16 protein-coding genes are annotated in these 15,213 nt (G+C 38.5%); 2 read left to right on the forward strand and 14 right to left on the reverse strand.

Annotated elements, in window-relative coordinates; genetic code table 11:
• Nucleotides 1-68 precede the first annotated feature (68 nt).
• The 8 genes from fusA to fkpA all read right to left on the reverse strand — a co-directional run bounded on the left by fusA (nt 69) and on the right by fkpA (nt 6,264).
• A complete protein-coding gene (fusA, locus tag M983_RS07080) occupies nt 69-2,183 on the reverse strand; it encodes an elongation factor G (RefSeq protein WP_066749201.1) in 2,115 nt (704 codons plus the stop codon).
• 81 nt (nt 2,184-2,264) lie between these two features.
• Complete coding sequence (rpsG, locus tag M983_RS07085) at nt 2,265-2,735, reverse strand: 30S ribosomal protein S7 (RefSeq protein ID WP_004246897.1); 471 nt, start codon at nt 2,733-2,735, stop codon at nt 2,265-2,267.
• 99 nt (nt 2,736-2,834) lie between these two features.
• Nucleotides 2,835-3,209: a 30S ribosomal protein S12 gene (gene rpsL / locus M983_RS07090; protein WP_066749204.1), complete on the reverse strand. Its 375-nt coding sequence runs from the start codon at nt 3,207-3,209 to the stop codon at nt 2,835-2,837.
• Nucleotides 3,210-3,336: 127 nt separating this feature from the next.
• Nucleotides 3,337-3,630: a sulfurtransferase complex subunit TusB gene (gene tusB, locus M983_RS07095; protein WP_066749207.1), complete on the reverse strand. Its 294-nt coding sequence runs from the start codon at nt 3,628-3,630 to the stop codon at nt 3,337-3,339.
• A 25-nt stretch (nt 3,631-3,655) separates the two neighbouring features.
• The gene (gene tusC, locus M983_RS07100) at nt 3,656-4,024 is read right to left on the reverse strand and encodes a sulfurtransferase complex subunit TusC (protein WP_083954568.1); all 369 of its coding nucleotides are present in this window, start codon (nt 4,022-4,024) and stop codon (nt 3,656-3,658) included.
• The gene (gene tusD, locus M983_RS07105; RefSeq protein WP_066749210.1) at nt 4,024-4,419 is read right to left on the reverse strand and encodes a sulfurtransferase complex subunit TusD; all 396 of its coding nucleotides are present in this window, start codon (nt 4,417-4,419) and stop codon (nt 4,024-4,026) included. The genes tusC and tusD overlap by 1 nt, the downstream gene beginning before the upstream one ends.
• Before the next feature lie 7 nt (nt 4,420-4,426).
• Complete coding sequence (locus tag M983_RS07110) at nt 4,427-5,131, reverse strand: helix-turn-helix transcriptional regulator (protein ID WP_066749213.1); 705 nt, start codon at nt 5,129-5,131, stop codon at nt 4,427-4,429.
• A 383-nt stretch (nt 5,132-5,514) separates the two neighbouring features.
• The gene (gene fkpA, locus M983_RS07115) at nt 5,515-6,264 is read right to left on the reverse strand and encodes an FKBP-type peptidyl-prolyl cis-trans isomerase (RefSeq protein WP_066749216.1); all 750 of its coding nucleotides are present in this window, start codon (nt 6,262-6,264) and stop codon (nt 5,515-5,517) included.
• Nucleotides 6,265-6,599: 335 nt separating this feature from the next.
• Between fkpA and M983_RS07120 the strand changes: the two genes are divergently transcribed.
• Nucleotides 6,600-6,818, forward strand: a complete 219-nt coding sequence (locus tag M983_RS07120) for a SlyX family protein (protein ID WP_066749219.1) — start codon at nt 6,600-6,602, stop codon at nt 6,816-6,818.
• A 93-nt stretch (nt 6,819-6,911) separates the two neighbouring features.
• Here M983_RS07120 and slyD read toward each other — a convergent pair whose 3' ends face one another.
• The 4 genes from slyD to kefG form a co-directional block, all read right to left on the reverse strand.
• A complete protein-coding gene (gene slyD, locus M983_RS07125) occupies nt 6,912-7,487 on the reverse strand; it encodes a peptidylprolyl isomerase (RefSeq protein ID WP_066749222.1) in 576 nt (191 codons plus the stop codon).
• Between the two features lie 89 nt (nt 7,488-7,576).
• Nucleotides 7,577-7,780, reverse strand: coding sequence for a YheV family putative zinc ribbon protein (locus tag M983_RS07130; protein WP_066749225.1), 204 nt, complete (start codon nt 7,778-7,780; stop codon nt 7,577-7,579).
• 4 nt (nt 7,781-7,784) lie between these two features.
• A complete protein-coding gene (gene kefB / locus M983_RS07135) occupies nt 7,785-9,647 on the reverse strand; it encodes a glutathione-regulated potassium-efflux system protein KefB (protein ID WP_066749228.1) in 1,863 nt (620 codons plus the stop codon).
• The gene (kefG, locus tag M983_RS07140) at nt 9,647-10,198 is read right to left on the reverse strand and encodes a glutathione-regulated potassium-efflux system ancillary protein KefG (RefSeq protein ID WP_066749231.1); all 552 of its coding nucleotides are present in this window, start codon (nt 10,196-10,198) and stop codon (nt 9,647-9,649) included. Before kefG ends, kefB begins: the two co-directional genes overlap by 1 nt.
• A 121-nt stretch (nt 10,199-10,319) precedes the next feature.
• Between kefG and M983_RS07145 the strand changes: the two genes are divergently transcribed.
• Entirely contained in the window at nt 10,320-12,266 is a 1,947-nt protein-coding gene (locus tag M983_RS07145; protein ID WP_066749234.1) for an ABC transporter ATP-binding protein, read from the forward strand.
• 157 nt (nt 12,267-12,423) lie between these two features.
• On the opposite strand, the gene M983_RS07150 is transcribed toward M983_RS07145, so the two are convergent.
• Both M983_RS07150 and M983_RS07155 read right to left on the reverse strand, forming a co-directional pair.
• Complete coding sequence (locus tag M983_RS07150) at nt 12,424-13,968, reverse strand: methyl-accepting chemotaxis protein (protein ID WP_066749236.1); 1,545 nt, start codon at nt 13,966-13,968, stop codon at nt 12,424-12,426.
• Between the two features lie 149 nt (nt 13,969-14,117).
• Nucleotides 14,118-14,978, reverse strand: a complete 861-nt coding sequence (locus M983_RS07155) for an SIS domain-containing protein (RefSeq protein WP_066749238.1) — start codon at nt 14,976-14,978, stop codon at nt 14,118-14,120.
• Between the last annotated feature and the right edge of the window lie 235 nt (nt 14,979-15,213).

Raw genomic sequence — 15,213 nt, forward strand, 5'->3', positions numbered from 1 at the left:
CGACTATATTCCTTAATATCGCTCCCTCTTATAGAAGGAGCGTAAACTAAATTGAACTCGAAAGGATCTTATTTCGCTTTACGAGCTTCGATAATAGCCTGAGCGACGTTGCTAGGCGCTTCGTTGTACTTCAAGAACTCCATAGAGTAAGAAGCACGACCCTGAGTTTGTGAACGCAGGTCAGTTGCATAACCGAACATTTCAGCCAGTGGTACTTGAGCACGGATGATCTTACCAGTAGGTAAATCGTCCATACCTTCAACCATACCACGACGACGGTTTAAGTCACCGATAACGTCGCCCATGTAATCTTCTGGCGTTTCAATCTCAACTTTCATGATTGGCTCTAACAGAATCGGTTTTGCTTTCATGAAGCCATCTTTAAAGGCCATAGATGCAGCAATTTTAAACGCGATCTCTGAGGAGTCAACATCATGGTAAGAACCGAAGTGTAGACGAGCTTTGATATCAACAACAGGGTAACCGGCTAAAGGACCTGATTTCAGCTGTTCTTGGATACCTTTGTCAACTGCTGGGATGAATTCTTTAGGAATTACACCACCAACGATATCGTTGACAAACACATAGTTCTCTTCACCACCTGCTGGTAATGGAATAAGGTCGATAACAACATGACCATACTGACCACGACCACCAGATTGTTTCGCATGCTTACCTTCAACGTCAGTAATTTCTTCGCGAATAGTTTCACGGTAAGCAACCTGTGGTTTACCTACGTTCGCTTCAACTTTAAATTCACGACGCATACGGTCTACTAATACGTCTAAGTGCAACTCACCCATACCAGCGATGATAGTCTGTCCAGTTTCTTCATCACTTGATACGCGGAAAGATGGATCCTCTTGAGCCAGACGGTTCAGAGCGATACCCATTTTTTCTTGGTCAGCTTTAGTCTTAGGTTCGATAGCAACCGAGATTACTGGATCTGGGAATTCCATACGTTCTAAGATGATTGGTGCATCAATCGCACATAAAGTATCACCTGTAGTAACGTCTTTCAGACCAATTGCCGCTGCGATGTCGCCCGCGCGAACTTCTTTAATTTCTTCACGCTTGTTAGCGTGCATCTGAACGATACGGCCAAAACGTTCTTTTCTGTCTTTAACCGGGTTCAGTACTGTGTCACCTGAGTTAATTACACCAGAGTAAACACGGAAGAAGGTTAAGTTACCAACAAATGGGTCAGTTGCGATTTTGAATGCCAGTGCAGAGAATGGCTCTTCATCGCTTGAATGACGTTCTGCTGGAGTATCTTTACCATCTGGTAAAAGACCTTTAATCGCAGGTACATCTGTTGGTGCTGGCAGGTATTCAATAACCGCATCCAGCATAGCCTGAACACCTTTGTTCTTAAATGCAGAACCACAGGTAACCAGAATAATTTCGTTATCTAGAACGCGTTTACGCAGAGCTGCTTTAATTTCAGCTTCTGTCAGTTCTTCACCGCCCAGATATTTGTCCATCAGTTCTTCTGATGCTTCTGCAGCAGATTCAACCAGGAAGTTGTGCCATTCTTCTGCTAAATCTTGTAGATCTGCAGGAATGTCTTCGTATTCGAAAGTTACACCTTGGTCTTCTTCATTCCAACGGATTGCTTTCATTTTTACTAAGTCAACAACACCGGTGAAATGTTCTTCAGCACCTACTGGAATTTGCAGTGGAACTGGAGTTGCTGCCAGACGTGTTTTGATTTGTTCAACAACACGTAGGAAGTTTGCACCCATACGGTCCATTTTATTAACGAACGCGATACGTGGTACATGATATTTGTTAGCCTGGCGCCATACTGTTTCTGACTGAGGCTGAACACCACCAACTGCACAGTAAACCATAACCGCGCCATCAAGAACACGCATAGAACGTTCTACTTCGATTGTGAAGTCAACGTGACCTGGGGTGTCGATGATGTTTACACGGTGAGGCTCAAACTGTTTAGCCATACCAGACCAGAATGCAGTAGTCGCTGCAGATGTGATAGTAATACCACGTTCCTGCTCCTGCTCCATCCAGTCCATTGTTGCTGAACCTTCGTGGGTTTCACCAATTTTATGGTTTACACCGGTATAAAACAGAATACGTTCACTTGTAGTGGTTTTACCGGCATCGATGTGCGCACTGATACCGATATTACGATAGCGTGCTATGGGGGTTTGACGAGCCATTTTTTCCTCTCTCGTGGGCGTTCAATTCAGGTAAAGGACAGCATAGCTGTCCTGAAAAGAGTTGCTGCAAAACCGCGGATATTACCAACGATAGTGAGCGAACGCCTTGTTTGCATCTGCCATACGGTGAACGTCTTCACGTTTCTTAACAGCAGCGCCTTTGTTTTCAGCCGCATCAGATAATTCATTTGCCAGGCGAAGAGCCATGGATTTATCACCGCGTTTACGAGCAGCTTCAACAATCCAACGCATTGCTAATGCATTACGACGAACTGGGCGTACTTCAACTGGAACTTGGTAAGTTGAACCACCAACACGGCGGGATTTAACTTCCACAGTTGGGCGTACGTTATCTAATGCGATTTCGAACGCTTCCAGTTCAGTTTTGCCTGAACGCTGAGCCAGGGTCTCAAGCGCATTATATACGATAGATTCCGCTGTAGATTTTTTACCATCTACCATCAGAATGTTAACAAATTTGGCCAGCAGTTCTGATCCGAACTTAGGATCTGGCAGAATTTTACGTTGACCAATTACACGACGACGTGGCATGGAAATACTCCGTTTAAAATTCAGGGTTGTCCAAAACTCAATGAGTTTATTTTGACATTAATAGTGAAAAAATGTTTGGCCTTACTTAACGGAGAACCATTAAGCCTTTGGCTTCTTCACACCGTACTTAGAGCGACCTTGTTTACGGTCTTTAACACCAGAACAGTCCAGTGCACCGCGAACAGTGTGGTAACGCACACCTGGTAAGTCTTTAACACGACCACCACGGATAAGGATAACGGAGTGTTCCTGCAAGTTGTGGCCTTCACCACCGATGTAGGAAGAAACTTCGTAACCATTAGTCAAACGAACACGGCATACTTTACGCAGTGCTGAGTTTGGTTTCTTAGGAGTGGTTGTATATACACGAGTACATACACCACGTTTTTGCGGGCAAGCTTCCAGAGCTGGAACGTTGCTTTTAACAACTTTCGAGCTACGAGATTTGCGCACCAGCTGATTAATCGTTGCCATTTAAAAAAAGCTCCTGGTTTTTGCTTCGTAAACACGGATTTGAACTCTGTCTTGTCACCAAGACAAAACATGAGGACGCAGAATTTTATTGCTGACGAGCTCATGTGTCAAGAATTATACAGCAATTCTACGCTCCCCAATGAATTTGTTGGGGGTGTTTTACCGTTAAATCGACAAAATCACCATAATCGATGAGTTTAATAGTGTGAAAAACTTGATCTTTTAAGCCTCGTGCTAAAACATCATCAATTAACGCATAAATTGGGATTTGTTGCTCAAGACAATATTTAAGCAAATGATTATCTTTAAGCACTGCAAGTACACCATCTTGAATTAACAGAACTTCATCGTTTTTTGTTAATAAAGATAGAAACGCCTCTAAATCACTTTGATAAACAGAGGCGGCGTAAGTATACAACATAACTGTTATCCTTCCTAACTGAGTATCAAAAACGCAGTATCACTTGATATTCACTCAGTTTCTGAGCAATGTCTTGACGAGATATCACTTGTGCATCCAAAACAAAAGACGTGTCAGAGGATAAACCACGATGAATGATGTCTTCTTGTGATATATAGACGTTTGTCACATCATACAAGGGGAGTACTTTAAATGTTGCTGCATGATGGCGTGACAAAATGACGTTAGGTTGCTGATTATCGATTAACTGAAAAACACCATCAGATAAGAAAAAAACACCAATATCTTCCGTTAATGCGGAGGTTGCCAACAAAGCATCTAAACCTTCGCGCCCTGCACTATTGCCATGCGGTGCTTGCGTAAAAAGAAATGCTATCGAATTCATTTTCTTCATTAAAATTGCACCACTCTAGAGCAAGTTAACAAGGTTTCCGCCAGAGTCCCTAACCCACTAAGCTCAAATATTGATGCCATATTAGATGTTTCTTTTCCTTGTTCTTTTGCCTGTTGTACATCAATCACTCCACGACGCAGCGCTGCGGCCACACACACTTGTAAAGGAATATTGTGTTTTTCAGCAAATGAAACCCAGGCACTAGACAAATCAAATTCATCACTTGCAGGTGTGGTTAATTTATTGGCATTCGCCACACCATCGCGATAAAAGAAAATTTGAGCAATATGGTGACCTTTTTCAATCAAGGCATTTGCAAACAAATAGGCACTTGACGCTTGTTCAGTACCATATTGTGGTCCTGTTACAATCAAGCAATACGTCAAAGAACTCATTGCCTGTTTATTCTCCATTCTTAAATTGGCGAATATAGAGGTATACCGTATGTTTTGAGATATTCAATCTATCAGCAACTTGGTTGATGGCATCTTTGATATCAAAAATACCTTTCTCATAAAGATTCAATACCACTTGTTTATTTTTTGAATTATTAGCAACTTCACGATCATTATTGACTTCTTCAATTGTAAATTCTAGCGTTTGAGCGACTAAGTCATCAACAGAAGAAGCGAAGTTAACATCAGAAGCAACTTCATGTGTCTCTTCTGGAATAAAGGTTTTAATTATTTCAGAAAATGGCACATCAAGATTCATATTAATACACAGTAAACCTATCACTCGACGCTCACGATTGCGGATTGCAATCGTAATGGATTTCATTAATGCACCACTTTTTGCTCGCGTAAAGTAAGCTTTTGAAAAACTTGAATCTTCATCTGTAATATCATGTAACATTTGTAATGCTAAATCGGTAATAGGAGAGCCAATTTTACGGCCTGTATGTTCTCCATTAGCGATTTTCACCGCTGAACATTTCAAATCTTCCAGAGAGTGCAAAACAATTTCACAGTGATGGCCAATTAACATTGCTAAGCCATCAACGGCGGCTTCATAAGATTTTAAAATTTCGTGATCAGTTTGAGTAAAAGGTCGGCTATCTAATTTTTCAAACTCATTACTGTCACCATGAAATAGCGGGCTAGACATTGATTATGTAATCCTTAACGGCTTTAATTATGATAATAAGTTAATACTCTATTTTTATAATGATCCATCCCTATAGATCAATTCAATATTAAATTATTCAAAAATAAAAATAGAGTGAAAACATTCAGAAGTTAGATCGTCAAAGGATCTACGTCAAGTAACTTAGAATAAGAGCTTTGTGATAGCTCACGCTTTTTCGTTTTTTTCTTTATATTTTGATATTAGTAATGGTATTCGCTTCGTTAATGACCCTTTCTAGCGAATAGATAGCAAAGTTTGTCACGTCTAAAAAAATATTATTATAAAAAAATAACCCTGAATTAAGCGCAAAAAAATGCTGGGTATGAAAACCCAGCATTTTAAAATTTGGTTTAACCTAATTATTATTTATCTTTTTCAACATTTAATAATTCGATTTCAAAGACCAGGGTAGAGTTAGCAGGAATACCGCTAGTTGCACGTGGGCCATAACCTAATTCTGGTGGAATAACTAACTTAATTTTGCCACCTTCTTTGATGTATTTCAGACCTTCAGTCCAGCCTGGAATGACACTTTTCAGGCTGATAGTTAAAGGCTCTTTACGATCATAAGAGCTATCGAATTGTTTACCGTCAATCAGCATACCTTTGTAATTGACTGTTACGCGATCGGTATCTGTTGGCGTTTTACCTTTACCTGCTGATTCAACTAAATAAAGTAGGCCAGATTTTGTTTTTACGACACCTTTTTCAGATGCGAATTGAGTACGGAATTTATCACCCGCAGCTTTGTTTTCGCCTGCTTCTTTTTCCATTTTAGCTGTCGCTGCAGTGCGAACAGTATCTTCAAAAGCAGCTAATGTCAGTTCAATTTCACTATCAGATAATTTAGATTTACCATTGAAAGCATCCTGAACACCTGATAACAGTTGTTTAGAGTCTAAATCGATACCAATATTTTTTTGCTCTTGTAAAGCTGCTTCCATGTAGCGACCCATAGACGCACCTAACGCATATGCATTTTGATCATCCTGAGTTTTAAACGCACTGTTTAATGTTGGCACTTTAGCGTTTTCTTCAGCCAGCGCATGTGGCGCACTGAATGCAAATGCTAAACTTGTTGCCAGCAACGTCGTTTTTAATAAAGATTTCATTCCATTCTCCAATATAGGTTAGTAAGTCGCTACGTTTTACAAACGATCATAATAGATCTTAGCAAAGACGTTTTGTACTACTTCTTGCTACCACTACGGTGTAGATCTCATCCGCGAATAGCAATTTCTATGAATTAAAAAAATTTGCCGACACTCTTAACAGTTAATGTTAGGATTTTTCGTCAACATTACGTGTTATCACATTAACAAAATAGTCTTTTAACTCAAACCAGATTTATGTCTTCATGTGTATATATCAGTAAATAAAATTAAATTTTTATCATTAGGCTATTATATTTGCCGAAAAACGGCATCCAACAAGGAGAAATATCATAATGGATATTAGAGAAATAGAAGAGTTACTCATACAGTTAGAAAGCAAAGTTGCTTTCCAAGATGCAACTATTGAAGAGTTAAATCAGGTGGTCACACAACAGCAAATTGAAATAAGTCGTTTTAAAGAAGCATTAAAAATTGTCACTGAGCGACTAAAAGCCTCTCAAACATCGTTACTCGCAAGACCAGAAGACGAAACACCGCCTCCTCACTATTAAGCTATTCAATAGCATTAATAGCAAAATTTATGACGATATCGATAACAAAAAAGGAGCGTAATTACGCTCCTTTCTACTATATTTTGATAAAGATTAGTGCTGGCAACCACAACCACCGTGGTTATGACCACTGCCACCGCAGCATCCGCTTTCTTCTTCATGAGAGTGACCATGACCGCCACAGCATTCATGGCCTTCATCTTCTTCACCATGCACATGTCCATGAGCTAACTCTTCTTCAGTTGCTTCACGAATTGCAACGATTTCAACATGAAACTTCAGGTTTTGGCCTGCTAACATGTGGTTACCATCAACGATAACTTCATCACCTTCAATACCTGTAATTTCTACTGGTACTGGGCCTTGATCTGTATCAGCTAAGAAGCGCATACCTACTTCTAATTCATCAACACCAACGAAAACATCTTTTGGTACACGTTGAACCAAGTTTTCATCATATTGACCGTAAGCGTCATCAGACGCGACTTCTACATCAAATTTCTCACCCGCTTCGCGCCCAGTGATTGCATTTTCTAAACCGCTGATTAAAGAACCACGGCCATGTAGATAGTCTAGCGGTGCACTTACCGGAGACTCATCAACTAAAACACCATCTTCTGTTCTTACTTGATAAGCCAGACTAACTACTACGTCGTTTGCTACTTTCATGACATCTCCTACATACCCGTGAGCAAAATTTTTCCGATTGTAACGAAAAATAGATCGTCTGTATCGGGTTAAATCAAAAAAACCTACAATTATTGTGGTGTAAAGATCCCGATGACCTGTTCATTTTTACGAACAAGTGAACTGACCTCACCCTCTGTTTGTCGCTGTTGATGGCCACATTGTGCACATTCCACAATATCTACTTTATCTTCTCGCCACATTTTTAGTGTATCTTGAGCCTGACAGTGAGGACAGACAGCTCCGGCGATAAAACGTTTACGAGTTGCAGACATGGGGTCAATTCTCCTGTTTATCAATGGATCTTTTTTCTCTATTTTCATCAGGAATAATCTCAGTCAGCGTTTCATCCCAAACATCTGGCTGATGATGCTCTTGGCGAATTTCTTCGTTAAACAATTCTTCTAATTCTCGGCGCGATTCTTTTACACGCGAAATATTAGGGACTTCATCTGGTGATTCATCTACCAATTTTCTCAGTAACTGCATGTCTAAGCGACGAAAATGCTGTTGTGCACGATAAGCTTGATGAGGATGCATACCTAATTCTACAAGGGTTTTTCGGCCTAGTTCTAAAGCACTTGAAAAAGTTTCTCGACTAAACTGTGTAACACCTGCTTTTAATAATTCATGAGCTTCAACACGCCCTCTTGCTCTTGCAATAATTTGTAAATCTGGAAAATGTTGCTGACATAACTGCACAATTTCCATTGTTGCTTCAGTTTCATTGCTCGTAATCACGATAGCTTTGGCATGTTCTGCACCTGCTGATCTTAAGAGATTTAAATCTGTCGCATCACCATAATAAACTTTGTAACCGTATTTACGCATAGTGCTTAAGCTACCAACATCATGCTCTAATACTGTGATCTTTATTTTATTTGCCATGAGTAAGCGGCCAACTACTTGTCCCATACGACCAAAGCCAACAAGAATAACTTCAGGATGGTTGTTTTCAACAAACTGCTCTTCATCTGTTGCCGGCTCATTATAACGACGTGATAACACCGCGTCTGTCATTTGCATCACAAGTGGCGTTGTCATCATTGAGAGAGTGACAACCACTAATAACAAGGCCATCTGTTGGCTTTCTAATACTTTCATTGTCATTGCCGTAGAAAAGACGACAAATGCAAACTCACCACCTTGGCTGAGGACGGCTGAAAATTGTAAACGTGTTGATGAACGTAATCCTGCTAAACGCGCAATGCTGTAAAGCACTAATCCTTTCACTGAGACTAGAATCACAACACCAATAAGCACCTGAAATAAGTGTTGCCATAAAATGCCAATATCTAATGACATACCGACTGAGATAAAGAAAAGTCCTAGCAATAATCCTTTAAATGGCTCAATCGAAATTTCTAATTCATGACGATATTCTGAATCAGCTAATAAAACACCCGCTATAAATGTCCCCATTGCCATAGAAAAACCTAATGTTTCCATAAAGATGGCAGCACCAAGCACGACCAATAACGCAGCAGCGGTGAAGACTTCTCTTACACCAGATTTCACAACTAAGCGAAAAAGTGGACGTAATAAATAACGACCACAAATCAGAAGTGCTGCGAATGCTCCAATTTTTAATATAATACGATACCAATCGCTACTTGCCGTCTCACCGGCAAGTAGTGGGATAACAGCAAGAATAGGAATAACCGCCATATCTTGAAAAAGTAAAACAGCAAAACCTAATTTTCCACCCTCGTTATTATTCATTCCTTTTTCATTCATCAATTGCAACGCCATTGCTGTTGATGACATCGCGATACCTAACCCCCCAACAATTGCGGCCTGCCATGAAAAAGAGGTTAAAAGTAAAATAAGTCCTGTAAAAATAGAGGCTGTAAAAACGACTTGCATCGAGCCGACACCAAAAATAGCACGTCTCAATTGCCAAAGTTTCGCAGGATTTAACTCCAACCCAATGAGAAACATCAGAAAAACAACGCCTAACTCAGAAAAATGTAAGATATCATCAACATCTTTAAATAATCCTAATCCCCATGGTCCAATAGCAATACCTGCAATCAAATAACCTAATACAGCACCAATTTTAAGGCGTTGTGCAATAGGAACCATAATCACAGCAGCACAAAGAAAAAAGAGAACCGCTTTAATCATCCAATTATCTTCCATCAGAGAGACTCTCCTTCTAGAGGTGCGCTTAACCAATCTGCGTAAGCTTCTCCAATATGATTGAGCGTGATTTTTGTTTGTTGTCTAGCCGAATAAATAATCATAGGAGATAACCAACGCATACCGCACATTTCCGCCATCAACTCTAAAGGTCGTAATAATTCAGATAGTGTATAGTGGTTTTTTCCATTATGTTGATAGGCATGTTCAGGCTCACCTGTTGTGATAACACAACGAAATACTTTGCCATTAAGTTGTGCTTTTTCAGATTTATTAGCAAAAGGACGGGTAAGTACTCTGTCTTGCCACTCTTTTAATAAAGCCGGGCAACTATATGTTTGCAATGGAAATTGAAAAACAATCACTTGGTGCTGACACAACAGCGATTGTTCATGTCGTATATCAATAAAAAAGTCAGGATAAGTCGCATATAAATCATGGATAGTAATATTCTCTAAGCCCTTAACCGCACTCAATAGCGCCTTATTAGCGACAGATTGACGCGGCTCAGGATGGACATACACTAGTAATACTTTTGATGCATTTGGCATCATTCCTCCTTACAAAGCGTGTCAGGAACTGTTTTTTCCGTTACCATGCACGCATTGTGACCAACTGTTACGAAAACCTATTCTATATATTAATTTAACATACTCTTAATAGACGATATTTATGATTGTTTTTTCTTCTTTGCAAATCCGCCGTGGTGTAAGGGTATTACTTGATAATGCCAATGCAACAATTAACCCTGGGCAAAAGATTGGTCTTGTGGGTAAAAATGGCTGTGGTAAAACCACGTTACTTTCTTTATTAAAAGGCGAGCTTCAAGCAGAGGCAGGTAATGTTTCTTATCCAAGCACTTGGGCTATGGCATGGGTAAACCAAGAAACGCCTGCATTAGATATACCCGCTATAGATTACGTTATTGATGGTGATAGAGAATATCGCGAGTTAGAACGTCGTTTACAAAAAGCAAATGATAGTAATGACGGTCATGCCATTGCGCTTATTCATGGGCAATTAGATGCCATTAATGCATGGTCTATCCAATCACGTGCAGCGACATTACTCAATGGATTAGGATTTAGTCAACAACAACTCGATGAACCCGTAAAATCTTTCTCTGGTGGATGGAGAATGCGTTTAAACCTCGCACAAGCGCTTATTTGCCGTTCTGATTTATTGCTACTTGATGAGCCAACAAACCACTTAGATCTCGATGCTGTCATTTGGCTTGAAAAATGGTTAAAAAGTTATTCAGGCACACTTATTTTGATTTCACATGACCGCGATTTTCTAGATCCTATTGTGGGTAAGATTTTACATATCGAACAAGAGAAGATTTTTGAATATTCAGGAAACTACTCTTCATTTGAAATTCAGCGTGCAACAAAACTTGCACAGCAACAAGCACTATTTGAAGGACAACAAGCTAAAATTGCTCATTTACAAAGCTTTATTGATAGATTTAAAGCGAAAGCAACAAAAGCCAAACAAGCACAAAGTCGTGTAAAAATGCTAGAGCGTATGGAGCTTGTTGCACCTGCACATTTAGATAATCCTTTTCATTTTGAGTTTCGCCAACCTGAAAATTTACCTAATCCCCTTCTTTCTATGGAAAAAGTGAGTGCAGGTTATGGTGACAAAATCATTCTTAATGATATCAAACTCAATTTAATTCCTGGTTCGCGTATTGGATTGTTAGGTCGTAATGGCGCTGGTAAATCAACACTTATCAAGCTTCTAGCTGGTGAGCTAGAACCATTACAAGGAAAAATGGCGCTTTCTAAAGGCATTAAGCTTGGCTATTTTGCACAGCACCAATTAGAGTTTTTACGCTCTGATGAATCCGCCCTCCAGCATTTAGCGCGTTTAGCACCAAAAGAAACAGAGCAAAAATTGCGTGATTACCTTGGTGGATTTGGCTTTCATGGTGATAAAGTCACAGATGCCTGTGGTCAATTTTCTGGTGGTGAAAAAGCAAGGTTAGTACTATCACTGCTTGTTTGGCAACGTCCTAACTTATTACTTATGGATGAACCAACAAACCACCTTGATTTAGATATGCGACAAGCTTTAACGCAAGCACTAATTAGTTTTGAAGGTGCAATTGTTGTTGTCTCTCATGATAGGCATTTGTTACGTTCAACGACAGATGATCTCTATCTTGTGCATGATGGACATGTAGAGCCTTTTGAAGGAGATCTTGATGATTACCAACAATGGCTGGTCGATCAAAATCGCCAAGAAAACCAAACAAATAAAGATCAACAAAATCAAAATAAAGAAAGTGTATTAACGACGAATTTAAGTGCACAAGATAAAAAAGAGCAAAAACGTAAAGAAGCAGAATTTAGGCAACAAACACAACCTTTACGTAAAAAGCTTACGGTATTAGAAAGCAAAATGGATAAGTTCACACAAGAATTAGCACATATTGAATCTGCACTTTCAGACAGTGATATTTATGACGCTAATCGTAAGAATGAGCTTTCGGATTACTTACATCGTCAAAATACCACAAAATCAGCGTTAGAAGATGTTGAAATGGAATGGATGGAGCTACAAGAAACGCTGGAAGAGATGACAAATTCCTTTACTACTACTGATCAACAATAACGTTATAATTAAAATAAAAACGCTGTTCAGCCATTAAACAGCGTTTTTATATAAACGAATTTCGATAATAAATGAAATTTATTAATTAATTTTATCTGCTTTTTAATGATAAAAAAGACTTCTTTTCAATATGTTGTTAAAAAAATGAGTTTTTTACTTAATGGAAAATACTAATTGAGCTCACTAAGTAATGAGTTTGTGTTTTCATTTCTCCTGAAATAGCAGAGGCTTTAGAAACATAGTCTGCATTATCATGAGTAATCGCTTCTAATTTTTCAACAGCACGTCCTAGCTCTTTTAATCCATCGCTTTGCTCTGATGAAGCAAGGCTAATTTCGCTAATCAATGAAGTCACATTTTTAACATGCTCAACAATACTTCCCATCGTGCTAACAGTATCGTTGACTTGCTTTGAACCTAATTTAATATTGTTACTTGATGTATTAATTAATTTTTTAATTTCTTTAGCCGCTTCAGCACAACGTTGAGCTAACTCTCTTACCTCTGTTGCAACCACAGAAAAACCACGACCTTGTGCGCCAGCACGAGCGGCTTCCACTGAAGCATTAAGTGCTAATATATTAGTTTGAAAAGCAATACTATCAATCACGCCAATGATATTACTAATACGATCGGAGCTTTTCGCAATATCACTCATCGTATTAACGATATTATCCATTGCTGTACCCCCTTTAATCGCTGCATCACAGGTGATAGTCGATAAATTATTGGCCTTTCCCGCTGTCTCACTATTATTGCTTACCGCTGTTGTTAATTCATTCATTGTCGATGCGGTTGCTTGAACATTACTCGCCGTTTGTTCTGTTCTTATATACAGGTCATGGTTCCCTGCTGCCAGTTGATCACATGAAAGACCAACTTGATCAATTTGATGACTAACATCATTAACTAACCAGCGAAACATTCGTCCTAATTGATTCACAGAACGCTGAGTCATTCCAATTTCATCAATACGATTAAGATAAGTAACGTTATGCTCATTACCGGTTGCGACTTGATTAGCTTCCTCACTTAATAAGCTTATTGGCTTCACAATTTGAAAATAAGCAGTTCGTTCAATAACAATAGAAAGAAAAAACAAAATAGCAGAATGTATAAAAAAAACGTTTTCTCTTAAGCCAGCAAACCACGCACTAATAAGCATGAAAATAAAAGGAATAAAAATCAGTAAACGAAGACGTATTTTTAACGATATGGTTTGATACCAAGAGCGCCAAGATTGCCACCCTTTATAAATAAAAATACCTTTTGAAAAGGTATTTGATGGATATTTTCCTTGTTTAACACCTAGATAAAGAGCGGAAGCTTGTACTATTTCTTCTTTTGTTACTGCCGTTCTTACCGACATAAAACTTTGTATTTTACCTTCACGAATAATAGGCGTTACATTGGCTCTAACCCAATAGTGATCGCCATTTTTCCGGCGATTTTTAATAATGCCAGTCCATACATTACCTTGCTTTAGCGTTTTCCACATATCCTTAAAAACCAAAGAAGGGATATCAGGATGACGAACAACGTTATGAGGTTGCCCTACAAGCTCTTCCAGTGAAAAACCGCTCACCTTAACAAAGTCCTCATTAGCATAAATAATATTGCCATTAGGATCAGTCGTTGACATCAGTGTTGCGTTCTCAGAGACCGGATATTCTCGCTGTGTTACCGGTTGATTGTTACGCATTCGTTATTCTCCTCGCAATTGAAATTAAATATCTCAACTAAAAAAACACTCGCTAAATAACTATCGTTTCGGCTTACGGGAGAATAACTTTAGTGATAAATAAAAAAAGTCGTCATTAAATATTAATTTTTTGAATTAGTTCAAAATTCTTAATCATCCAGGCTATTAATTAACGCCTGAGAACTCAGAACCAATGTCTTAGCATTGTCATCACGCTTCTTCAATAACGCCATAAAAATAAGATCTGTAATTGTATTTTGCGCAGTTCTTGATGAAATAGACGCACTGCGCCACTCACCTTCATCCGCAACTGTTTCTAATACATAATCAGCAAGAAGAGCAAGAGGAGAACGCTTATCACCTGTAATCACGATGATTTTTGCACCTTGTTTTTTTGCCACTGTCGTTGCAACTAACATGTCTTTTCTTTTACCACTGTATGAAATAACTATTTGTAAATCTTTAGAACTTAACATTTGAGCAACAGAAATTTGCACATGGTGATCGGTTTCAACCAGTGTTGTGATACCTACTTTTTGCAATTTATAACTTAAATCTTTTGCAACTAAACCAGAACCACCAATACCAATCACTTGTACTCTCTGAGCCTCATCAATAAGCTGTATCACTTTTTCAAAATGGAGATAATTTATTTGACGAGTTGTATCACTTATCGCATTATTTTTTTCTTGAGCGAGCTTTTGAGCAATAACCACTAAACTATCTTCTGAGCCAATTTGATTATGTAATACACTTGAATAGTGCCCAGAGTTAGCATTTTTCCTACCAAGTTCTTCACTAATGGCGAGCTTTAATGAGGGAAAACCTTTAAATCCTATCTTTTGACTAAATTTAACAATTGCTGATTGACTAACGCCCATAATTTCAGCGAGTTGTTGTGATGAAAGAGTCACCGTTTTTTCTGGATTGGCTAAAATATAATCCGCTATTTTACGTTGATTTGTTGCCATCCCTGGTTTTATCCACGTAATCTTCGTTAATGTTGGCATAATGACTATTTCCAATTAGAGTACTCTCATTGAGGGTACGATATAGTTATAATGGAATGATTAATAATAAAAATTTAACATCACAAATAATTAAGCTTTAAAAAAAATCAATAAACAGCAAGCACAAGTCACCGTAAATTGTAAAATTAATAATTTCATAAAATTTTTTATAATATTCTTGCTAGGACTAATCTTATCTAATTTTACACTAATTAATAAAGATATTTTATAAATT

The organism is Proteus myxofaciens ATCC 19692 (assembly GCF_001654855.1).
Taxonomy (GTDB): Bacteria; Pseudomonadota; Gammaproteobacteria; order Enterobacterales; family Enterobacteriaceae; genus Proteus; species Proteus myxofaciens.